Source organism: Clostridium yunnanense (genome assembly GCF_016595795.1).
Classification (GTDB): Bacteria; Bacillota; Clostridia; order Clostridiales; family Clostridiaceae; genus Clostridium_AR; species Clostridium_AR yunnanense.
Genome location: NZ_JAENHN010000038.1, coordinates 32,993 through 56,002, shown reverse-complemented (window position 1 = coordinate 56,002; position 23,010 = coordinate 32,993). Strand labels below are relative to the sequence as shown.

At 29.8% G+C, this 23,010-nt stretch carries 20 protein-coding genes, 1 pseudogene and 1 other annotated feature; of the genes and pseudogenes, 12 read left to right on the top strand and 9 right to left on the bottom strand.

Going from position 1 to position 23,010, the window contains the following annotated elements; all coding sequences use genetic code 11:
* The 3 genes and pseudogenes from JHL18_RS13550 to guaC all read right to left on the bottom strand — a co-directional run.
* A pseudogene (locus JHL18_RS13550) lies at positions 1–335 on the bottom strand (hypothetical protein); the annotation flags it as partial.
* A gap of 249 nt (positions 336–584) precedes the next feature.
* Positions 585–1,934, bottom strand: a complete 1,350-nt coding sequence (locus JHL18_RS13545; RefSeq protein WP_207753022.1) for an FAD-binding oxidoreductase — start codon at positions 1,932–1,934, stop codon at positions 585–587.
* Between the two features lie 216 nt (positions 1,935–2,150).
* Entirely contained in the window at positions 2,151–3,134 is a 984-nt protein-coding gene (guaC, locus tag JHL18_RS13540; protein ID WP_200270039.1) for a GMP reductase, read from the bottom strand.
* A gap of 424 nt (positions 3,135–3,558) precedes the next feature.
* Between guaC and JHL18_RS13535 the strand changes: the two genes are divergently transcribed.
* A complete protein-coding gene (locus JHL18_RS13535; protein ID WP_200270049.1) occupies positions 3,559–4,110 on the top strand; it encodes a GNAT family N-acetyltransferase in 552 nt (183 codons plus the stop codon).
* A gap of 327 nt (positions 4,111–4,437) precedes the next feature.
* Here JHL18_RS13535 and hflX read toward each other — a convergent pair whose 3' ends face one another.
* The 3 genes from hflX to JHL18_RS13520 form a co-directional block, all read right to left on the bottom strand.
* Entirely contained in the window at positions 4,438–6,234 is a 1,797-nt protein-coding gene (hflX, locus tag JHL18_RS13530; RefSeq protein ID WP_200270037.1) for a GTPase HflX, read from the bottom strand.
* Between the two features lie 733 nt (positions 6,235–6,967).
* On the bottom strand, positions 6,968–7,396 hold the full coding sequence (locus JHL18_RS13525) for a hypothetical protein (RefSeq protein ID WP_200270035.1): 429 nt from the start codon (positions 7,394–7,396) through the stop codon (positions 6,968–6,970).
* Between the two features lie 183 nt (positions 7,397–7,579).
* On the bottom strand, positions 7,580–8,506 hold the full coding sequence (locus tag JHL18_RS13520) for an AEC family transporter (RefSeq protein WP_200270034.1): 927 nt from the start codon (positions 8,504–8,506) through the stop codon (positions 7,580–7,582).
* A gap of 542 nt (positions 8,507–9,048) precedes the next feature.
* Between JHL18_RS13520 and JHL18_RS13515 the strand changes: the two genes are divergently transcribed.
* The 4 genes from JHL18_RS13515 to JHL18_RS13500 all read left to right on the top strand — a co-directional run bounded on the left by JHL18_RS13515 (position 9,049) and on the right by JHL18_RS13500 (position 13,055).
* On the top strand, positions 9,049–9,489 hold the full coding sequence (locus JHL18_RS13515) for a YiiD C-terminal domain-containing protein (RefSeq protein WP_200270032.1): 441 nt from the start codon (positions 9,049–9,051) through the stop codon (positions 9,487–9,489).
* 337 nt (positions 9,490–9,826) lie between these two features.
* Positions 9,827–10,078 (top strand) — a binding site (T-box leader).
* 140 nt (positions 10,079–10,218) lie between these two features.
* A complete protein-coding gene (gene lysS, locus JHL18_RS13510) occupies positions 10,219–11,739 on the top strand; it encodes a lysine--tRNA ligase (RefSeq protein WP_200270030.1) in 1,521 nt (506 codons plus the stop codon).
* An 80-nt stretch (positions 11,740–11,819) separates the two neighbouring features.
* Positions 11,820–12,377: a beta-class carbonic anhydrase gene (locus JHL18_RS13505; protein ID WP_200270029.1), complete on the top strand. Its 558-nt coding sequence runs from the start codon at positions 11,820–11,822 to the stop codon at positions 12,375–12,377.
* Positions 12,378–12,551: 174 nt separating this feature from the next.
* Positions 12,552–13,055 (top strand): hypothetical protein, encoded by a 504-nt coding sequence (locus JHL18_RS13500; protein ID WP_200270027.1) that lies wholly within the window; start codon positions 12,552–12,554, stop codon positions 13,053–13,055.
* A gap of 118 nt (positions 13,056–13,173) precedes the next feature.
* Here the strand turns inward: JHL18_RS13500 and JHL18_RS13495 are convergent, their stop codons facing one another.
* Positions 13,174–13,863: a GntR family transcriptional regulator gene (locus JHL18_RS13495; protein WP_200270025.1), complete on the bottom strand. Its 690-nt coding sequence runs from the start codon at positions 13,861–13,863 to the stop codon at positions 13,174–13,176.
* A 244-nt stretch (positions 13,864–14,107) separates the two neighbouring features.
* Here JHL18_RS13495 and JHL18_RS13490 point away from each other — a divergent pair, with 244 nt between their 5' ends.
* Entirely contained in the window at positions 14,108–15,508 is a 1,401-nt protein-coding gene (locus tag JHL18_RS13490) for a glycoside hydrolase family 1 protein (RefSeq protein ID WP_200270023.1), read from the top strand.
* Between the two features lie 122 nt (positions 15,509–15,630).
* Here the strand turns inward: JHL18_RS13490 and mtlA are convergent, their stop codons facing one another.
* Complete coding sequence (gene mtlA, locus JHL18_RS13485; RefSeq protein ID WP_200270021.1) at positions 15,631–17,772, bottom strand: mannitol-specific PTS transporter subunit IIC; 2,142 nt, start codon at positions 17,770–17,772, stop codon at positions 15,631–15,633.
* 326 nt (positions 17,773–18,098) lie between these two features.
* Between mtlA and JHL18_RS25955 the strand changes: the two genes are divergently transcribed.
* The 6 genes from JHL18_RS25955 (at position 18,099) to JHL18_RS13460 (ending at position 21,655) form a co-directional block, all read left to right on the top strand.
* Positions 18,099–18,398: a GNAT family N-acetyltransferase gene (locus JHL18_RS25955; protein WP_243277882.1), complete on the top strand. Its 300-nt coding sequence runs from the start codon at positions 18,099–18,101 to the stop codon at positions 18,396–18,398.
* Positions 18,399–18,419: 21 nt separating this feature from the next.
* A complete protein-coding gene (locus JHL18_RS25950) occupies positions 18,420–18,593 on the top strand; it encodes a GNAT family N-acetyltransferase (protein ID WP_243277881.1) in 174 nt (57 codons plus the stop codon).
* Between the two features lie 159 nt (positions 18,594–18,752).
* Entirely contained in the window at positions 18,753–19,325 is a 573-nt protein-coding gene (locus JHL18_RS13475) for an NUDIX hydrolase (RefSeq protein WP_200270019.1), read from the top strand.
* A gap of 128 nt (positions 19,326–19,453) precedes the next feature.
* Positions 19,454–20,041, top strand: a complete 588-nt coding sequence (locus JHL18_RS13470) for a hypothetical protein (protein ID WP_200270017.1) — start codon at positions 19,454–19,456, stop codon at positions 20,039–20,041.
* A 174-nt stretch (positions 20,042–20,215) separates the two neighbouring features.
* The gene (locus JHL18_RS13465) at positions 20,216–21,157 is read left to right on the top strand and encodes a hypothetical protein (RefSeq protein ID WP_200270015.1); all 942 of its coding nucleotides are present in this window, start codon (positions 20,216–20,218) and stop codon (positions 21,155–21,157) included.
* Between the two features lie 126 nt (positions 21,158–21,283).
* Complete coding sequence (locus JHL18_RS13460) at positions 21,284–21,655, top strand: four-helix bundle copper-binding protein (protein WP_200270013.1); 372 nt, start codon at positions 21,284–21,286, stop codon at positions 21,653–21,655.
* Positions 21,656–21,803: 148 nt separating this feature from the next.
* Here JHL18_RS13460 and JHL18_RS13455 read toward each other — a convergent pair whose 3' ends face one another.
* On the bottom strand, positions 21,804–22,652 hold the full coding sequence (locus JHL18_RS13455) for a class I SAM-dependent methyltransferase (RefSeq protein ID WP_200270011.1): 849 nt from the start codon (positions 22,650–22,652) through the stop codon (positions 21,804–21,806).
* Positions 22,653–23,010 lie beyond the last annotated feature (358 nt).

Genomic DNA, 23,010 nt, shown 5'->3' with positions numbered 1-23,010 from the left:
TGCACGGTAAATTTGAAATCTATAGGAGTTTTCTTAGTTACAACATATGCAATGTCATCGACTATACTCGGCTCCAGTTTACTAACTGAACCGCCACGGTGATCTACTATAGCTTTCATACCGAATCTATTCCAGTCAACAATATACCTTACAATTGTAGGGTTACTCAATCCAGTATGAGACATGATATCTGGAGTACTTTTATCCAAATATCTCATTATTATTACAGTTAAAAATAGTCTACTATATTTAGACTTGATAGTATTTTTCAGCTCAATTAAGTCTTCAATTTTTTGTTCATGCAAAGATTCTACTTTTAAATGATTTCTACCCATAATTCAACCACCTTTCTCCGTACGTTTAGTATTTGAAGAAAAATTGTGGTTATTCAGTATAACTTAAACTTAGACCTAGGATACCTATAAAGGGTTCCTATGTGGAAATTTAATTTATACCTGTTTGAAAATTACGTACCTATGAATTTTAGCATGTATAAATTAATAAGTCGGGCTAGGAACTTTATAAAGAATAAACACCTTAATTTCAACACGGCACTTGTAAATGGTCTTTATTTAATCTAATGCTTAATAAGGCCTTATTGATTGCTGAAATTTAAAGAAGTTAGTTGGATCATATAATTTTTTTACTTCTTTAAGAACATAATAATTTTTTCCGTAATACTCATGGCCGTAATCTGGTAATTCAGCATAAGGAAAGTTGACATAGGAACCATTAGTAAGAGGCTTAACAAAGCTAAAAACTTTTTCAACCCAATTTTTATATTCATTTTCATTATCATCATCTTCCCAATCTGCAGTGATACCTAATATATATTCAGCTTTTCTATAGTAATATGCTGTATGGTTATTAGGAATGTCATCTATAGCTCCCCCTAGAGAATATAATCTTATGAAACATTCATCTGCACCAGGGCTGTCTTGTATATATTGAACCAGTCTCCTAATATCTTTCCTAGATAAAGGCTTATATACAAATCTGCCGGTTGCTTTAAACTTATTTGGTGGATCGTAGAAGGCACCGATGGCCTTTATAGCATCGATAAAGGCAACATATTCAATCGAAGAATTTTCTAATAACTTAGGCAGTGACAAAAAGTCCTTCAATATCAATTTAGCTTCAGATTTGGAGCCGTAAAAAAAGCCGTTTAAATATATACCTTCTTTATTAAAGCCGGCAAAACAGCTAATTCTTTTATCAGCAGTTTTAAGCCAGTATTGCCATAACTCTACAAAGTCTTCTCTTGATTCATTATCCCATCTTAGTTCTATAACAGTAATTTTATTTACCTTTTGAGCCTTAAAGACATATGAAGTTGCAACACCAAAGTTGCCGCCACCAGCTCCACGACAAGCCCAGAATAACTTTGGGTTTTCTTGGTTGTTAGCTGTGATTTTAGCTCCTTTGGCATTTATCATTTCTAGCTCTAGGAGATTGTCAGCAGTTAAACCAAAGTTTCTGGAAGACAAGCCTATTCCTCCACCAAGAGTTAAGCCGGAAATACCAACAGTTGGGCATGTCCCTCCTGCGAAGGCATAGCCTTTTTTAGCAAGCTCTGAATATACTTTGCCGAGTCTAGCACCAGCTTGTATCTTTACAATATCATTTTTTTCATCAATTTCAACATTATTCATATAAGTTGTATCCAGTACTAAAGCACCATTACTTGTGGAATATCCCTCGTAATTATGTCCACCGGTACGAATACGAAGAGAGATATCATTTTTTCTGCACCATCTTATAGCGTTTGAAACATCAGTATTGTTATAGCAATAAACAATGACAAGAGGAAATTTATTAATGTCACGATTATATTCAAGTCTTAAAACTTGATATTCTTTATCTGAATGGGTTATTACTTTACCTGTTAACCCTTGAAAATCCACATTCTCACCTCGAATTAATAAAGTTTTCATAGAATAGAAGTGTTACATCTTTATATAAAGTATGAAAATGTATAATACTAAGTGTCAAGTTTTTAAGCAAATATAAAAAAGAAGTGAATAATAGGGGATTTAGATGTTGAAAGGTAAGACAGAATAAAATAAAAGAACTTATATATTCTGCAGTGCACAATATATAAGCTCTTAATTTAACAGTTTTTAAATAATAAACTAAAGCACGTAATAATTCTAGTAGACCTTATCACCATTGAATATTGAATTTTTAACTACAACATAATCAACATTTCTGATAGCGTCTAACTTATTTCCGCCTGCATAGGAGATGGAAGATTGAAGATCTTGTTCCATTTCGATTAAAGTATCTTTTAAAGGACCTTTGTAATCAACGAACAGCTTCTTTCCTTCTACATTTTTTCTCTCACCTTTTTGATATTCTGAAGCTGAGCCAAAGTATTCTTTATATAGCTTACCGTCCTTCTCGATAGTTATTCCAGGAGACTCCTCATGTCCTGCAAATAATGAACCAATCATTACCATAGTTGCACCAAATCTAATTGATTTTGCTATATCACCATGAGTACGGATACCTCCATCAGCTATAACTGGTTTGCTTGCTGCTTTAGCACACCAACGAAGTGCTGCTAGCTGCCAGCCACCAGTTCCAAATCCAGTCTTAATTTTAGTAATACAAACCTTACCAGGTCCAATACCAACCTTTGTAGCATCTGCACCAGCATTTTCAAGCTCTCTTACTGCTTCTGGAGTACCAACATTTCCAGCAATAACAAAGCTGTTTGGTAAGTGCTTCTTTATATGTTGAATCATTGAGATAACAGCGTTAGAATGTCCATGTGCTATATCTATAGTTATGTACTCAGGTACAAGATTTTCTGATGCTAATTGTTCGATAAATCTATATTCATCTTCTTTAACACCAACGCTGATTGAAGAGAATAGTCCACGTGAAGTCATATCTTTAATAAAAGCGATTCTCTTTTCAGGTTCAAAACGGTGCATTATATAGAAATAACCATTTTCAGCTAAATATATTGAGATTTTTTCATCTATAATTGTTTGCATGTTTGCAGGAACCACAGGTAACTTAAATGAACGACCACCTAATTCTACAGTTGTATCACATTCTGATCTGCTGTTTACTATGCACTTTGCAGGGATTAATTGAATATCTTCATAATCAAAAACATTTTCCATTAGTCACACCTCTAAATACGAATATTATTATTAAAATAAACAAAAACGTTTGTCTAAATGTAGTTTACAATGTTTTCAGCAATATGTCAAAAAAATTGTATTTATTTAACATAATAGAGAGTTCATTGCCTTTGTAGAGAAATGTTTGTTATAATTTGATAAGTATAGTGCAATTTCTGAATTAAAATTTGAAATTTAATATTACATTGTTAGTATTATCAAAATACTATATATTTATATAAATTCAATATAAATAAAAATAAGTATTCTAAGTAATTAATAATGTAAAATAGTAATATTCGTAGGTTATAGTTTGATTACTAAAACTTGGAATATTATTTCAAAATATAAATATTTAAAAATAATAATTAAATTTTATAAAATGTCAATTTTAATGAATAAAACACGAGAAAGAGGTGAGGACATGCAAAAATGTTATGAAACTGAGAGATTAATTTTAAAGGTTTTAGATGAAGCAAGTGCTGGACAAGTATTAGATTATTATATGAGAAATAGAGATTTCCTTGAAGAATGGGAGGCAACTAAAGATGAAGAGTTTTATAAAGAAGAAACTCAAGAAATTCAATTAAAGAATGATTTTGAAAACATAGTAAAAGAAAATATGTTAAGATTATGGATTTATAAGAAAGAAGATGAAAATAAAGTTATAGGTACATTGGCATTTACAAACATAGTGAGAGGAGCATTTTGGTCTTGTTTTTTAGGGTATAAACTTGATGGATCAGAAATAGATAAAGGATATATGACAGAAGCTCTAAGCAAGGGCATAGATACAATGTTCAAAGAATTTAAGCTTCATAGAATTGAAGCTAATATAATGCCTAAAAATAAGAGGTCATTAAGAGTTGTGGAAAAGTTAGGGTTTTATAACGAGGGGCTCGCGTATCAATATCTAAAGATTAATGGTAGGTGGGAAGATCATATTCATATGGTTTTATTGAATGAAGAAGTTTAATAATTAATTTTTTTATAGTATAACCTTGAGGATCTATCTAGCACTGTTGATAGAAAAATGGTAAAGTGACAACTATAAGTTTTACAAGTAAAGAAGAAAAAAGATTATATCTATTTCTTATGATACCTGCAATTATGATGATAATGGTTGCCTTTCTAACTGCATTAAGTAGCAGATAAACATAAAAAATTCAAATTAGGTTGTTATTTGAAATGAAAAAATATAACCTATAACACTATATGGTCTTATAATTAAAGGGTAACCAACCTACGGTTACCCATTTTGAAATATTTTAATATTACTTCTAATTTAAAGCTTCATTAATTATTAAGACATAGCTAAAACTTCAAAAGCTATACATTTTTTATAAATTTCTTCATGGACTAAAGCTTTTATCTTAGTGCCTTCTTCTAGATGATCTTCAAGAAGAATTTTTGAGTTTTCGTGAAGTAATGAAACAAATTTTTGTTCAGTATATGGAATCATGAACTGTTTTTCCATAAGTTTAACTGGGATTTCATGACCTATATAATCAAGCAGTAGTGATAGATTTATTTCTTTTATAGCACTGACTTCTATTGTTTTCTGATCTTTTAAGAAGTCTCTTACTAGCTTTAAATTTTCTTCTGAAGCTTTATCTACTTTATTTAGTACAACAATGGTATTTTTATCTAATGCATTTAGCTCTTCAAGAACTAAGTTAACAGATTTTATTTGATTTATAACTTCTTCGTTTGAAGCATCAATTGTGTGTAACAGTAGATCAGCATCAATTACCTCTTCTAAGGTTGATTTGAAGGCTTCAACTAAATCATGAGGAAGTTTGCTTATAAAACCAACAGTATCTGATAGAGCTATTCTTCTATTATCGCTTAGGGTAACAGCTCTTACAGTAGTATCTAAGGTAGCAAAAAGCATATCTGCTTCTAAAACTCCGTCTTTATCAATTTTATTGGAAGCTGAAATTTCGCATAACTTATTTCTAAGGGTTGACTTACCAGCATTTGTGTAGCCAACTATAGCTACCTGACTTATACTACTTTTATTTCTTTTAACTTTTTGTATAGATCTTTGCTCTGAAGCTCTATTAAGTTCATTTCTTATTTCTTCAATTCTACGTTCTATATGCCTTCTATCAGTCTCTAGTTTTTTTTCTCCAGGACCTTTTGAACCGACGCCACCTCTAATTCTAGAAAGATTAGCATTTGCATTTCTTAGTCTTGGAATTTTGTGGTTAAGCATTGCCAGCTCAACTTGAAGCATACCTTCTTTGCTTTTTGCTCGTCTAGCAAATATATCAAGTATAAGGGTAGTTCTATCTATGACCTTACATTTTAAAGTTTCTTCAAGGTTTCTAAGCTGTGAACCTGATAGTTCATCATCAAATATTACTACATTTGCATTCTTAATTTGTTTTAAATAGCTTAATTCTTCAATTTTTCCTTGGCCAGCATAATAAGCAGTATTAATTTTATTTTTCTTTTGGAAAACTTTAAATACAGGAACTACATCGCATGCTTCAGCAAGACCGCAAAGTTCCTCAAGACTTTCTTCACTGTCATTTCCAAACAAAATGGCTCTTTCAATATCATCATCTTGTTGTTTTATGTCAGTAATTATTTTTTCAACATAAGATATTTTTTCTCTGAGATTTAAATTTAGAGCAAATGACAAAGTTAAGTTTTTCAATTCTTTAAAAGCCAAGTTGTTATCATAAATATCGCATAAAGCAATGTTTACTTTTACATCTTCTATATTTTCGTTAACGCCAATAGCAACCATGGCATCTAATTTAAGCTCCATTAAAGCAGATGTATCCATAGAAGATAAGGTGCTATCTCCAGAAGGGTGAGTATGGATTACTCTATAACCGCTTAGTCTTTTGGTTGATCCGTCTATATAAGGTATCTCTGCATTATTTAAGCTGCCTATTGATATATCAGTTATTTTTCCTCTTCTATTTATAACAACACATAATTCTTTTTTTATAATTCTACTAATATCGTTCATTTCTGAAACTAATTCATAAGAAAAAATACTGCTATTATCTATATTTAACTCATATAGTGCCTCAAGTCTTTCTAGTATCAATTTTTTTATTCCATCTATATTTCCTGTTATCATATAATCTCCTCCAATCAAAATTATGAATATGTTAGTATTCATTTATAAATTTGTATTTATAGATTTCATAGCTCAACTATTAATGTATAAAAGTTGTAACCACATTTTCTTTTGCCTACTGATTATAAATTTAACTCCGAGTTTTACCGGCAATTTATTTAATTAAGCGCATTTCTAACTCCCCCTAGGAAAACTTTTGGTTATAATTATTTGTATGAACAAAAAGCCGCAAAACAATGGACTCTAACAGGTAGAGCATTGCACTGCGGCTATGATATTAACAAAATAAAAAACCACAGATTTTCTCTGCGGTATCATTAAGCATTTATTACATCTAAGCTTGATACCTTAATTCCTAACATATAGAAGGAAGGTATTTATAGCTTCAGTAATACAGTATAACAAAACCGCAGATATGAAGTCTGCGGTCAAAAGTTTCGTGTTAAATATCAAAAATATTAAAAGTAATAGGTAATATCTTTAACTACTGACAGCAGACTGTATATTTTAATATAAGGTTTTTATTTGATTTTAACTTTAAAATTAACATTTTACAGTCTCCTTTCATACATTTGGTAACTTAATTGTAAAGCATATCTTGCTAATTGTAAATAACTTTTTGGAATAAAAAGTATATAGCGAAAATTTTATTAAATGTAAATGAACTAAATTGGTGAAGTATGTTTCCAAAAAGTCTATGTTCATAATGTAAAGTATAAAGGGTAAAGTTAAATTATAGGATAGTTATTTGAGCCTGTTCATTTGCTCTTTGTATTACACCTATAGTCTTGAATATACTTCCTAAAATAGAAAAAATAAATCCTGTAGTTATATTTAAATTAGGAGTTATTGAAAAGTTACTTTCTCCAGATTGGATATTCTTTTGTAGTTCTCTAAGTCTAGCAAAGGCTATTTCGCCTAAGAATATATTTCCAACCAAGGCTAAACTGCTAGAAAGTACTACAAGTTGCGTTGGTTCTAAATCATTGGAAGTATTTATACCTCTTTGTTTTTTTAGTATGATTTCTCTTTCTTTATTTGCTGAATTAATAAGAATTATATATGCTAATATAATAATAAGTGATGCGGATTTTTCTTTTTGTATCAATGCTAAATCTAATTTATCATCTCCGGCACGACGTACAGAAAAATTGTTTTCCATAAGATCTCCCTAAAAAATACTCTAATATAGTATATTTAAATTTTAGGTTATTGTTCAATTTTATTTAGTTGAATGCTTTTGCATTAATAATACTTATTAAATGAAATAACAGTATTTATAATTAAATTAAGCTTATTCGCAATTCTATATTTAAAGAAGTATCGGATAAGCTTAAACTTTATATTAAGTTAGCAATATAGCTACAATCAGTGGAATTGTAAATACGGAAATTAAAGTAGTGATAAACACAGATTTTGCAGCTAGCTCTACATCGCCATCATATTGATTGGCAAACAAAACAGCACTATTACCTACAGGCATAGCTAAGTTAACTAAAGCAACACCTAAAACTAATGGACTAGTTATAAAATATTTTAAAAGTGGAAATGCAATAAAAGGAATCAAAATTTGTTTGATTATTGTGTAGGGATAAATTCTGAGTTCTGTAAAAACCTCTTTAATATTTAAATTAGCGAGTGTTGAACCAATAAGCATCATTGCCACAGGGGTAGTGATATTACCTACCATATCAAAAGTGGATTTTAACACTGGATGTACAGGTACTTTCAAAAAGTAAATAACTATAGCAAGTAGTGATGATATTATCCCTGGAGATAAAAGGTTTTTGAAGCTTAATTTAACTACATTATTAGTGCCGTAATTTATTAAAACAATACCTAAAGTAAATACCCAAATATTGAAGATCATATTAAAGATAGATGTATAAAATACTGCTTCATTGCCAAAGATTGCTTTCATTACGGGGAATCCCATAAAGCCTATGTTAGAGAAAACTGTCATAAACATGTAGATACCTCGTTGATGTCTAGGGATCCTAATGATTCTAACTAACATATAACTTAATAGTGGTAATAAAGTAAAAATGATTATAGCTACTAAAAATACAAATAGAGCCTCTTTAGTATTAGTGTTTTGTTTAATTGAACTTACAGATGCCAACACCAAAGCCGGTGTAGTAACATTGAGTAATAACTTATTTAGTTTTTGATTTAAAGTGTCATCAAAGATTTTTATCTTATTTAGAAAATAGCCAAGACCTAAAATAATAAACAACTGAAGCATTTGATTAATTACAACATTTATATCCATCTTACCCCTCTTATCCAACAAAATTAATTATTGTTTAATAAATTCATTTTTTATTTATAAATAAATTTACTTCATAAAAGATTTATATAAAATCATTTAATATATATTTTAAGACACATTTTACTGAAACTAAAATTATTTGAATTTTCTTTTTTATTAAACTTCATAATAATTAAATGTCTCAAGGGTTATAGTATCACTTTCTTTAAGATATTTCTAATGGATTTCTATTATTGAAACAATATTGCTAATAAAGTTATGGATTTAATAGTCTGAGGAAATGAAAGAAGCATAAAGTAAAAATGCAGAATTTCATTTAGTGAAGCTGTATTAATGCTATTAGAATATTTGTAAAAAAGTACTTGATTTTAATAATGTTAAAGTGTACCCTCAATATTATTAAGGTCATTATTGAAATTACAGCAAATAGAATTAAGATGTAATATTAGATGCAGATAGAAGTAATGGGATAAATGCAATAAGAAAAAAGAGATGGATAAGATAGATATACACGATTTGAATTAAATCAAATGGAGGAGTTTATGGAAAAACACGAATTTGAACAATTTCTATATGATAATATACCAATCACTGAAAAGATGGGATTTACTATAGTTGAATTCTCGAAGGATAAAGTGAAAGTTGCTGCAAAACTTGAACCAAATATAAATCATAAGCACACAGCTTTTGGTGGAAGTATAAATTCTTTGATGACTGTTTGTGGATGGGTCATGGTTTTTGTTAATATAGAAGAAATGGATCCAGAAGCTCATATTGTTATTAGAAAAAGTAATATTGAATACTTAGCTCCAATAGATTGTGATTTTATTGCTGAGTGTGAAATTTTACTGGAAGAAGACAGAAATAAGTTTTTTGAAATGTATAAAAAGCATAAAAAGGGTAGAATAACTCTTAAGGTTACGTGCCATAAAGATACTAAATTACTAGCTGAATACGAAGGTCAGTATGTTGCATTTAAGTAGGAGTAGCATTTTTGAAGGTAAGAACTTTAGAATAATTTGAATTTATTTTTTGAAAGATCAAATAAGTAAATAGTATGCTTAAGTATTAAGATACACTAAAAAAATGTATTAAATAAATGTTGGTGGTGCTATAAGATATTAACAACATTTATTTAATACATATCTAAAGTTAGTTTAAAACTAATGGTTAGTGATTTCTTGATTACAAAGTAATTATTTAGAAGAGTTCTTAAAGAAGTAATAACCTTAAAATTTAATATTTAAATCTAATCAATAAGTTTTTTATAAAATATAGAAAAAGGTATTTACAATTTTTAAAATTAATGGATATAATATATTAAAGACTATGAAGAGAAGAGTAGATAAATTTAGGACTGTACAGAGAGCTCTATATGGTGAGAATGAGCGAGTAATTGTTTATGGAAGAAGATCTCAGAGTTTCGCACCGATTCGAGTTTTTGAGGTAGGCTGCGACGGGTTAGCCCGTTATAGGTATAGAGTATATTTGACTATGTACTTGAAGAGGTTTATATGGCAACATATAAATAAACTGAGGTGGTACCACGAATTTATAACTTTCGTCCTCAAGATTTATAATCTTGGAGGTGAGAGTTTTTTTATTTGCAAAAAATTATTTAATTAATCGAAAACTAATTAGAAAATATTGATTTTATTACGAAATGGTATATCCATATGTAGCTGTGAAAAAATAAAAAGGTGGTATCTAAAATGTACAAAGAATTTGAGGAAATTCAAAACTTAGAAAAAATAATGACAGATTCTAATGAGTTTGTGGTTGAAAGAATTAAAAAACTAAATAAGTTATATGAAGCTGGTATAAATCCTTATCCATATAATTATAAAGATATAACACATACTCTAGATATACTGGATAGCTTCGAAAGTATTGATGAAGCGAAAGAATTTACATTAGCAGGTAGAGTAATGCTACTTAGAAGAATGGGCAATGCTACTTTTGCTAATATAATAGATGAAAAAGGTAGTATTCAGATATTCTTCAGTAAAAAAATACTTGGAAGTGAAGGATATAATATTTTAAAGCTTATAGATACTGGAGATATTATTGGTGTAGAAGGAACGGTATTTAAGACACAAACTGGCGAAATAACAATTAGAGCTATTAAATTTGACATTCTATCAAAATCGGTAAGAACTCTTCCAGAAAAATATCATGGAATTCAAGATGCAGATTTAAGGCAGCGCCATAGATCTTTAGATATGATAATGAACAATGATGTAAAACAAAGATTTATTAAACGTTCAAGAGCTATAACTGCTATTAGAGAATTTTTAAGTAGTAAGGAGTTTATCGAAGTAGATACTCCTATACTGGATACTAAGTATGGTGGAGGAGAAGCAAAACCTTTTACAACCTTCGTAAATGCTTTAGATTGTGAGGTATTCATGAATGTTTCTCCAGAGTTATATTTAAAGAGACTAATAGTTGGTGGAATTGAAAGAGTTTATACTTTTGCAAGAGCTTTTAGAAATGAAGGTATAGATAGAACGCACTATCCAGAATTTAGTTTGTTCGAGTGTTATATGTCATACGCGGACTATAATGATATGATGGAACTTATGGAAAATATGTATGAGTACGTATTTAATAAAGTTAACGGAACAACTGAGATTACCTATGAAGGTATAAAAATTGACTTTAAAGCTCCCTGGAAAAGAGAAAAAATGTGTGATCTTGTAAAGCAAGATACTGAAATAGATGTTTATAATCTTACAAAAGAAGAAATAGTTGAAAAAATCACTATAAAAGGTCTTCTAGAAGAAAAACAAAAGGAAGGTTTAGATATTAACAATGCTTCAAAGGGAGAACTTATAGTGACATTATTTGAAGAATACTCAGAAAAGAAATTGGTGCAACCAACATTTGTCATAGATTTTCCTAAAGAATCTTCGCCTCTTTGTAAGGTCCATAGAGAAAATCTAGATTTGATAGAGAGATTTGAACCATATGCTTATGGTGTTGAACTTGGTAACGCATATTCGGAACTTAATGATCCTTTAAGGCAACGAATATTATTACATGATCAAGCATCAAAGCTTAGGGCAGGGCTTGAAACTGCCAGTCCTATGGATGAAGAATTCGCTGTTGCAATTGATACTGCAATGCCACCAACTGGAGGTTTAGGAATAGGAATTGATAGAATGATAATGTTCTTAACAGAGACTAGCACCATTAGAGAAGTTATCGCTTTTCCTTTGATTAAAAGATAGGGGATAAGTGATTGCTGGATATGAACATAGTAAATATGTTATAATTGACTAAAATCTTTTTAAGACTTGGGGGTGTGGTTTTGAGTAAACTACAGGAAATACTTGAATTTAATAAAGAATTTGTAGAAAATAAAGAATACAATAAGTATAGAGCAACTAAGAATCCTAATAAGAAGCTAGTAATCTTATCATGTATGGATACTAGACTTACAGAACTTCTTCCTAAGGCACTTAACTTAAAAAATGGTGATGTTAAGCTAATTAAGAATGCTGGTGCTTCGATAATGCATCCATTTGGAAGTATAGTAAGAAGTATTGTTGTTGCAGTATACGAATTTCAAACAGACGAGGTTTTAGTAATTGGACATCATGGCTGTGGGATGAGTAACTTAAATGTGGATAGTACTTTAGAAAAGGCTATGGAAAGAGGAATTTCAGAGGATGTAATAAATACCTTATGCAATGCAGGTATTGATGTAAAGAAGTGGCTTCACGGTTTTAATTCTGTAGAAGAATCAGTAAAAGAAAGTGTTGAGCTTATAAAAAATCATCCATTAATTCCTAAAGATATAAAAGTACATGGGTTAATTATAGATCCGGAAACTGGCAAGCTTGATGTGGTTGTGAATGGATATTAATATAATAGAACTGTAAAAAACTCCCAATCTCTTAGTTTACAAGAGCTTGGGGTTTTTCTTTTATATATGAAATTTGGGAATCATAAATTTATTGCTTGTAAAAATGTAATAAGTTTAATTTTTTTGGGAAATATAACTCTAGGCTATAAGAATTGGATATAATAGGAGGGAAACATGAAGAAGTTTATTAGTAGTTTTCTAATTTTATGTACACTTATAACAAATATAAATTATTTTGGCAATGTAAGGGCAAGACCTATGGAAGAATATCCTAGCGTTCGTTCAAATTCTCAAGAGTATGATCAAAATTCAATTCCAAGGTTATTAAAATCTGAACAAATTTCAGCTAATCAAATCAAGATAACTTTTGATAGAGATGTTGATAAAAATCTAGCAAAACAACCTACAAATTATTGGATAAAAGATCTAAAAAATGAGGAGCCAGAAGGAATAGCTACTGTTGGGCAAAATTGTGATGCAGATAAAAATAATTCACTTACTGGAGATATAGTTAAAATAGAATCTAAAAATGGATTAGGAAATGTATATGTACTTACATTTAAAAATAGCATCCCTAAAGGAGAGCAGTACAAACTTGTAATATGTAATGTTACAGTGGAAGGGGCTCAACCATATAATGGAGATAATGGTGCAAGTATGTTTTCAGGAAAATATTAATTAAAAGAATAAAATCGCAAATGTGAATTGCATTTGCGATTTTTTGCGTATGTGCATTTATGAACGAATAGGAGGAAAAATTATAAGTAATAAAATCTCCATTTTTATTCTAAATAAGCTACCGTCTACAGTAATAAGTCAATCTATTTTCTCTTGTTTTCGTTAAAGAGTATTCATATACTCGCCCATTAGTTAGATAACCAGTGTTGGTAACTTGCATAACTAAAGTGCCTTTTGGGAGATCTAATAGGTTATACTCCTCATTATTCAATTTCACACAACTAATATTTCTTATGCTATGACTTATTCTGAAGTCATACTGAGATTCAATATAAGTCAGTAGACTTGATTCACAATCATTTACAGTAAGATTAGAAAAAATTGAATATGGCATATAGATTTCTTCTAAATGATGTAAATTAGAATTCACATAACGAACCCTTATAATATACCAAGCTTTAGAGCCGCTCTCTATATTAAGATAATCGCAAATCTCATCAGGAGCTGTGACAAGTTCAAATTTGTGTACATCAGATTTTATATTTTTAGCAATATGATGATCAGATAATGAAGTAATAAAAAGATTGTTATTATCATATGCTGTGAAATCCATGACATAAGTGAGTCCACTAGAATTTTTGGTTAGATAATTCCTTTCAATAAGATGATCGATAACCTTCCTTATGGTGTGTCTATTACAGTCATATTTAATGGATAATTGTGTTTCGGAAGGAATTTTAGAAGAAGCAGGTATTTCACCTGATATAATCTTACTAATTAAGTCATCAATAATTTCCTTACTTTTCAAGCTAATCCCCCTAGTCTATGTTTATCTATAGTTTTTATGCTAAATCTTGTTTAACAAAATCAGCATACTGTGTATGATTATGTTCATAATAAAATTATAACACAATTTAAACTTTAAGAAAAAATTCTTGTATAGACAATATATCAACAGAATAATATCAGTTGATAAAATGGACTTAGGACATTTTGAAAAATTCATTAGTAAACATATATATGAATATTGAGGAGAGAGGTGCAGATTTAATATGGCAAATTATAAATTACCAAAAGATTTCTTTTTCGGAGCAGCTATGTCAGGTCCACAAACAGAAGGCGCACATAATAAAGATGGGAAGTTACCATCAGTTTGGGATCATTGGTCAGACTTAGAAATAAATGCATTCCACAATAATGTAGGGTCTTATGTAGGAAATGATTTTTACAATAAATATGAAGAAGACATAAAAATATTAAAGAGTTTAAATTTTAAATCATATAGAACATCTATTCAATGGTCAAGACTTCTTGATAAAGATGGGAATCTAAATCCAAAAGGCGTTGAATTTTATCATAAAGTTATAGATTGTTCTTTAGAAAATGGCATCGATGTATTTATGAACTTACACCATTTCGATTTACCTCAATATCTTGAAGATAGAGGTGGATGGTTAAACAGAGAAGTAGTAGAAGCGTATGCAAATTTTGCAAGACTAGCATTTAAAGAATTTGGTTCAAAGGTTAAGCATTGGTTCACATTTAATGAACCAATAGTTGTTCCAATGCAAATGTACATGAATGGAGCTTGGTATCCATATGAAGTAAATTATAAAAAAGGTATGACTGTACAATATCATATTACTTTAGGTCACTGTTTAGCAGTAAGAGAGTTTAATAAATTAAAAGCAGAAGGAGCTATTCCAGATAGCTGTGATATAGGACTTATTAATAACTTTGCACCACCTTATACTAAGGAAAATCCTTCAAAGGAAGATTTAGAAGCTGTTAGAATGACTGACGGTATACATAACAGATGGTGGCTTGATGTATGCAGCAAAGGAACATTACCTAAGGATATATTAGATACATTAGAGGAATTAGGCCTTCTACCAGATTTAAGAGCAGGAGACGAAGGGATTTTATCCTGTGGTAAAGTGGATTGGCTAGGGTTCAACTACTATCAACCAGCAAGAGTTCAGGCTCCAGCAGAGAAGTTTGATGAGTATGGAAACCCTAAATTCTCAGATCCTTATATATGGCCAGAAAGAAAGATGAATGTTTATAGAGGCTGGGAGATATACCCTAAAGGAATCTATGACTTTGCAATGAAGATAACTAAGGAATGTCCAGGACTTCCATTCTTTATATCCGAAAATGGAATGGGTGTTGAGGGTGAAGAAAAATATAGAAATGCTGATGGATTAATCGAGGATGATTACAGAATAGATTTTGTTAAAGAGCATTTAGAATGGGTAGCAAGAGCAATAGAAGATGGAGCTGATTGTAGAGGATATCACTATTGGGGAGCTATTGATAACTGGTCATGGAATAATGCATTCAAAAACAGATACGGTTTTGTAAGCGTTGATTTAACAAATAAATATACTAGAGTGAAAAAGAAATCAGCAGCGTGGATTTCAGAAGTAGCTGAAAATAATGAAATAATATAATAAATATGAAAAAATTATAAAAAGAGTTAGGATAATTATACATAGACGTAATTATCCTAACTCTAAATTTATGAATATATTCATTTAAACTATTTTCCAGGAAATACCAGATGGTGTTTTAATTATTTATTTTCCTCAATCTTGAATGAACGAACTTCTTCTTCAAGATCATTAGCTAATCCATTTAAATCTTTTGTGAAATTTAAAAGGATATCAATATTTTTAGACTGTCTTTTTGTATTTTCATAAACTTCTTCAACTGAGGATGCTGTTTCTTCCGTCGTTGCAGATATATTTTCGATAGATTTAACAGTAGCGTTATTTTTCACAGTTATAGAGCTCAATGAAGAAGTGGCACTTTCAATTCTACTTGTTATAAGTTCCATCCCTGAATATATCTCGTTAAAAGATTTAGCTGTATCTTGTACAGCATCTGCTTGGTCCTTTACCATTGTACCTGTCTCCAACACTTCATCAGTAATTAATTCAGATCTTTGTGTAACATTATTTATAATTTGAGCTATTGATATTGAAGCTTCTTTTGATTGACTTGCTAGTTTTCTAACTTCTTCAGCTACAACTGAGAAGCCTCTTCCTGCTTCGCCAGCTCTTGCTGCTTCGATAGCTGCATTTAATGCAAGTAGGTTAGTTTGCTCGGCAATGGATTCAATGATCCTTATAGTATCTTTTACTTTTTCCATATCAGACTTAAGCTCGTTAATATTGTCCACTGTTTTTTCAGAAGCTTTTTGAACCTCTGAGGACTTATTTGTCAATAGTTCTACTGACTTAGAAGCGTTGTCGCTTAGTTGTTTTGTACGAACTACTGTATTAGAAATATCGTTCATGTCATTTTGGAAAGTAGAAATACTATTTGACAGCTCTAGCATATTCGTACTTATGGTGCTTGTATCATTGGCTTGTTCAAAAACAGCTGAAGTAACTTGTTCCATTGTTGCAGATATTTGATGGAAAGATGTATTGATCTGCTCAAAATATGTAGACATACTATTTGTATTTTTTATTACATTATCTGCAGTATTACTGACTTTTGAAAGTAAAAAACGTATATTTGATATCATATCATTAAAGCTGTTCATTACTTTACCTAAGGCACCGGTGTGGCTCGTACTACCCAAATTTACAAGGAGGTTTCCTTCTTTAGCTTCTTGCATTAATCCAAGGAGTTCTTCAACATTTTCACCACCATTCTCTGATTCTTCTTCATACTCAAACTTCTTTCTTTTTAAGAAGAAAGCCGCAACTACAAAAGATACTAGTGTAGATACAAGTATTCCTAGAAGTACAGATATAAGCTTATCTGATGGGGCCATCTTAATTAAAGCAAAAATACTTCCTGGGGATGGTGCTCCTTTTAAGCCTGCACCTGTTAGCATGAAAGTGAAAACTCCACTAATTCCACCAATTATTACAGAAAATATTAGCAAAGGATTCATAAGTACATAAGGGAAGTATATTTCATGAATTCCTCCTAAAAAGTGAATAATTATGGAACCTGGTGCTGATTGTTTAACTAGTCCTTTTCCAAAGAATGAGTACGCTAGTAATATTCCAAGTCCAGGACCAGGATTAGTTTCTAATAAGTAAAATATTGATTTACCAAGTTGTGCTACTTGTTGTTCACCCAAAGGTTTTAATATACCCATGTTTAGTGTGTTGTTTAAGAATAATATCTTACCAGGTTCTATAAAAACCGATGTTAGTGGCAATAGCCCTGCATTTAGGAAAAATTGTACGGCTACTTTAAATGAATAAGTAAGTGCAGATACTGCTGGATCAATAGCAAAAAATGATAATATAGTTAATATTACAGCTAAAATCCCAATTGAAAAATTGCTTACTAAAACCTTTAAATTAGTAGGGACTTTTCCTTCTACTGCGGTATCGAACTTTTTAATTAAAAAGCCTCCAATAGGTCCTACAATCATAGCACCAAGAAACATTGGTATATTAGTACCAACAATTACTCCCATTGTTGCAACTGCTCCTATAAGTCCGCCTCTATTTCCGGCAATAATTCTTCCTCCTGAAAACCCAATCAAAAGTGGCAAAAGATATGATATCATTGGACCAACAAGAGTTGCAAGTCGTTCATTTGGAACCCAACCAGTTGCAATAAAAAATGCTGTTATTATCCCCCACGCTATGAATGCGCCGATATTTGGCATAACCATTTGGATTAAAAATCCACTAAACTTATTAAATATAGTTTGTGGAAGATTATTGTTATTTTTAGAATCCATTTATGAACCCCCCTTAAAATTAATAATATGAATGCATGTAGATTTTCTTGTTTATTAGACAAAATTAGACTAAATCATACATGATACAATTCGGAGCTTTTAAAATAAACTTAACAGGTTTATGCGAAATGTTAAATATAAGTATAAAAACTCTAAAAATATATAGTTTAGCGTAAGAATTATATAATTTGTTAAGGGGTAGCAAAGATGAGTATTTAGTACTTATATGGTATATACTGTATTAAGTGTAGCTGTTGAATGAATTATATACAGTTAAAATTAACATAAATTAAATCAATAAGTATTTAGAATGAGGAGATGATTCTATGATTATCAATATTATAAAGGGTGACGAAGTATATTTAGAAGATTGTTATGAAGCACTAATTTATTCAGAAATAGGAGAAGCTTATTTTAAAAGTTTCGATGCTAAAAAAATACTATTAGGTGGGCTTAAGAATAAAGAAATTGATGTAGCAATAGACACTGATGGGAAATGTCTAGGATTTATTTGGTATGAAAGATATGGTGCATTTGGAATACATACATATCTTCATATAATTGCAATTAAACAACAGTTAAGAGGTAAGGGTATAGGGAAAAAGTTAATAGAACAATTTGAATAAAATACATTCAAAAAGGATAGTATGATATTTCTAATGGTAGCGGATTTTAATAAAGATGCTAAGAAGCTTTATGAAAAAATGGGATATGAGCAAGTAGGGATTATACCGAGTTTTTATAGAAAAGGAATAAATGAACATCTGATGATGAAAGTTAAGTCAGAAAAAAATCCTAATAATACTTTAGTAAAGATTTGATTTTATACCAAAAGTCTCGCAAAGGATTTCGTTAAACTAAGTAGTATTATGGATTAAAGAGTTATATATTATTCGTTATTCATAAGTATTTGATAAATGAAGCTTTCATGTATATAATTGGTATATGAAAGTTGAACGTATACGATGGAGGCAGTAGATATGGATTTTATAGAACAAATTAATAGATATATTCCTAAAAATGAACAAGAAGATAAAGATAAGAGTGTTATTCTTGAATATATAAGTCAGTACCCTCACAATATTTTAATTAGAGATAATGAATTTGCTCATATTACAAGTTCTGGTTTTATAATGAATAAAGATTTAGATAAAGCTTTGATGATTCATCATAATATAAGAAATACATGGGCATGGACTGGAGGCCATGCAGATGGAGATGGTGATCTTCTTTATGTAGCAATTAAAGAGGCTAAAGAGGAAACCGGAATTTCTAGTGTAGCTGAATTAAAAGGTGAAATAGCTTCGCTTGATATCTTACCTGTCTATGGCCATTATAAAAATGGTAAGTATGTAAGTGCTCATTTACATCTTTCAATATCTTATATTTTGATTGCTGATGAAACTGAAGCACTTATAGTTAAAAAAGATGAAAATAGTGCAGTTGGCTGGTTTGCTGTAGATAAGTTTACAAGTGAATATTTTGATGCAAATGATGTTTACTTATATAATAAGTTAATAGATACTGCTAAAGAAATGAATAGTAGAAAGTAATTAATTATTAAATATAACAGCAGGAGGACGTGAATAGTCTTCCTGTTTATTTTTTTAAAGCAAACTTTCAAAATTCTTCAGAACTTAAAAAGTAGATTGCTAACTTATTTGAATATATTTTATAAAAGTTGGATATTTTATTCTCAGATAAAAGAATAGTAGTAGGTGATAAAATGAGAAAGCCAAGAAAAAAGCACCTGTTCTTTCTACCCATTGCAGCTATGCTGGTTTTAATATACTATTTTTCCATAACAGTAAATTTTGATAATGATAAATTGGCTAAAAGAGGGGTAAGAAATTTAATAGATAAAAGTGCTATGATTGAAGATGTTTATATACTACAGTCTATAAGTCTTGGAAAAACAAGATATACTTTAGTTGAAGTCAATAATAAGTTGTTTTTATTACAATTAGGAGATAAGCTGTTTAATAGATATAAAATAACAAGTATAAATAGTTTTTTTGGAAGTGCACGAGCACAAGTTTTTCAAGCAAGTGATGGTAAGTATCTTTTATACTATGGAAGAGTTGAAAATCCTTGGATAAAATATGTTGTTATAAATACGGTGGACAAAAAATATAGGATTAACTTTTCAAATACAAGAAACATTCTTGACTATTGCAAAGTTGAAGAGTCACTCCCAACTGGGGATATTGTAGCTACATACGATTATTACGATAAGGATGGTAAGTCAATTTTGAATGGTTCATTTTAAGGTGAGTTAGCCATAGTACTCAAACTGAAAAATTTAATCTGTAAAGCTTAAATAATTTTAGTTGATTTGGTAAATATTAATATCAGTATCGATAATATGGGAAATATCCTATTTTTGTTTTTATGTTTACAAATACTATAATATAGTGAGGTATTAATTTCAGGAGGTGAAAACATGAATAATATGTTTTTTATAGTTATTTTATTTCTTCAAATATTATTTCTCATTTCGATCTTATATTCATTAAAAACAGCACTTAAAGCTGATGATAATGTCATTCTTGGAGTTACTTTGCCTAAGGATAAGTTAAATGATGAGCAAGTAGAAAAAATAGAATTATTATACAACAAAAATATTAATACATTGGCTATAGTATTTGGTTTATTATTTGTGCCAGAACTGCTGCTTAAAATTGATTTTGCAGGGTATCCTTCATTAGAAATTGTATATTTTTTTGCATGGATATCATCACTATTAATATCATCAAGAAGAATTGTCTATCTAGCAAACAAAAAAATGAGAGCGTTGAAAAGTGAAAAAAGGTGGATAATAAGCGAGCTGCAAAAGAATGATACAAGTAATAAAAAATTCACCTATGATGATGAATATTGGCCAAATGGTATTAACTATTCTAATCCTAAAGATAATTCTCTCTTAGTTTCAAAGAGGATAGGGGTGGGCAATACTGTTAATTTAGGTATTAAAAAAGGTAAAGTTCTTACGTTTGGCACATTAGCTGCCGTTATAACAATTACAATATGTTTATCTACCTATCTACTTCTAACTGATTTTTATACTCCGTCAATATACATAGATGGAGATAAAATAAAAGTTAGTGACTTGGATTATAGCACAGCATTTAGTACTTCAGAAATACAAGATGTTAAATTGATAGATGAGGTTCCTATAGTAAGCAAAATTAACGGAGCTTTAACATCTATCTATGCAAGAGGTAAATTTGATGTTAATTCTTATGGAGCTGGAAAAATATTTATATTTAAAAAGAGCTCGCCTTATATAATGATAAAGCTTAGAGACTCATATATAATTTATAATGAGGATAATAAAACCAAAACGAATAATTTATATGAAGAATTAAAAGCACGAGTAAGATAAGCTATATAAAACTATAAAATGGTGGTTTGCCATAATGTTTATAACAGTAAAAAGAATATTTAAAATAGGGAAGGGGAATTTTAAATCCTGTATACAAATATTTTTAATTAACAGGAGGATTTTATTATGGCAACATCATTAGAGGTACCAGTTATTTCACTTATGCAGGGAGGAAATCCAACTCAAAGCTGTATAGATTTATGTGTAAAATGTGCTCAAATATGCCAAGAATGTTTTAGTATGTGTCTTCAAGAGGCTGATGTAGAGGCAAGAGGAACTTGTATAAAAACTCTTCAAGATTGTGCTGAGATATGTTCAACAGCAGCGTGTTTGATGGCAAGAGGAAGCGGATTTTCAAAAGAAATATGTCAATTATGTGCGACAGTATGTCAAGAGTGCCAAAATGAGTGTAGAGAGTTTAAAGATGAACATTGTCAAGTTTGTGCACATGTTTGTAGTGAATGTGCAACGGAATGTACAAGAATGATAAATATGTAATTATATTTTAAAAAATATTATATAAAAAATTGCTACGAAGAAATATATTTGTAGCAATTTTTGTTATGAATAAACTATATTTTAATGTAAGAATTCATAAAGTTTACAAGATAATATTAACCAATACATATTTAAAAGATATCGGAAATTATTCTGCAATTAATGCAAAAGTAGATAATGGCTCAATATTATTATTATCTTTGATATAGTATTTTAATAAGTCTATTTCTGATTTAATCAAATTAGCTAATTTTTTAGAGTTAGCTTTTACATTTTCTAATTCTACAGAATAGTTATGCAAAACTAGATCGATTTCCCACTTACCATCGTGAAGCGAAGGTGAATGAACAATCTGTTCATCAGTAATATTCCAACCTGATGCCATAATAATTTCTTTGATGTCTTTTGGTGTAAATAAAGTACGTACATTAGAAATACTGTTCTCTTTAAAACACTCATATTGTGATTGTATAAGAACTGCTAATAAGTGAGGATATTGATCTTTAAGATGTAGGTTGGTATCCCACTCAGCAAAACAAAGTTTCTTTCCCCATTTTCTTGCTTTTTTTAGTATAGCTAAAAATTCTTCTGATGACTTCAAGTACCAACTACAATGAGAAAGGATAATCATGTCAAAGGATCTGTCTTCAAATTCTACTGATGGAGATAGCACATCAACCTCCAAATCTATTTTAATTTGTTTGCCTAATACGGAGTTCTTTAGATAATCAGCTGAATCACCAACTGTAATTGGAGCGCCATAACTTGGAGAAGCAATATCAATTCCATGGATAAATCCATCTTGCCCAACCATATATGCTAAAACTGCAGTGGTATCTCCTTGGCCACAGCCTATCTCTAATATTCTTGAACCTTTGTTTATGTCCCAAAATTCAGCTAATTTAACTCTATGTTTTGTTTGAATTCGCTGCATATGTGGCATGTTAACACTTGTTGCCATGCAGTCAAGTATAATATCTAAAGCTTCATTATTCATAAAATCACCTTACCTTATATATTAGTGTTTGCCTTTTCTAAATAAATCTATAAAGATACTTTAATAATTAAAATGTTTTTGTAATATTTTTAAATCATAGAAATGATATATAACAAAAATAATTATAAGTTATAAAAGGGTACATAAATTTATGATAAATTAATAATAGCACTAAAATAAAAAACAGCAAACTTTCAAATTATTGAAGCAGAATGATATTTTAATACAATCATTTGGTGGAATTTTATTGGTATTTTGGATATAATGGGATTTAAATATAAAAATAAAAAATAAATATAATAAAATAGTAAATCACTTAAAATTAAACTTTTAAGTTTTAGCTATGTGTAAGTGTAGT